We start from the raw sequence: 485 nt of genomic DNA on the forward strand, positions 1-485 counted from the left end.
ACTATATCGCACATACGGAATTTGTCGCCTCGCCGTCGGACACACATGTTGCGTTTGACGGACTGAAACTCGACATCCGAACGCAAAACCTGCCCGTTTATGCGCTTTGGAGCGACCGCAACGGACAATACACCTGCGCCGAGCCTACCGCCGAAGGCAACGCATTTTTATCGCCCGCGCGCGGCGGACAGTTTGTTTCCGGACATGGCAAAAAGCATTACGGTATGAAAATCCGTTTGATTGCTTGAGTTTGGAGTGAATTGATTTCAAACTCTCAAATAAAAAACCACCTTGGAGAAGGTGGTTTTTGAATATTACAAACCGTTGTTGTTGATTGCATTGGCAATATCACGCACGGCGGTAACATACATCCGGCTGTTGTTATACTGCCAAACTGTATAGAAATTATTCAGACCGAGATAATATTCAAATACGCTCGGACTGGTTTCCAAGCTGAACAAAACAGCTTTCTCATTGTCTGCAAC

At 46.2% G+C, this 485-nt stretch carries 1 protein-coding gene and 1 pseudogene; one reads left to right on the forward strand and one right to left on the reverse strand.

Annotation, left to right across the window (positions count from 1 at the left end):
- Positions 1-248, forward strand: a pseudogene (locus ACTHUR_RS19465) (aldose epimerase); the annotation flags it as partial.
- Positions 249-314: 66 nt separating this feature from the next.
- On the opposite strand, the gene ACTHUR_RS19470 reads toward ACTHUR_RS19465, so the two are convergent.
- Positions 315-485: lytic murein transglycosylase (locus ACTHUR_RS19470; protein WP_440400434.1), on the reverse strand; the 171-nt coding region annotated here is incomplete at its 5' end.

The sequence above is a fragment of the Neisseria sp. P0021.S007 genome (assembly GCF_051956855.1).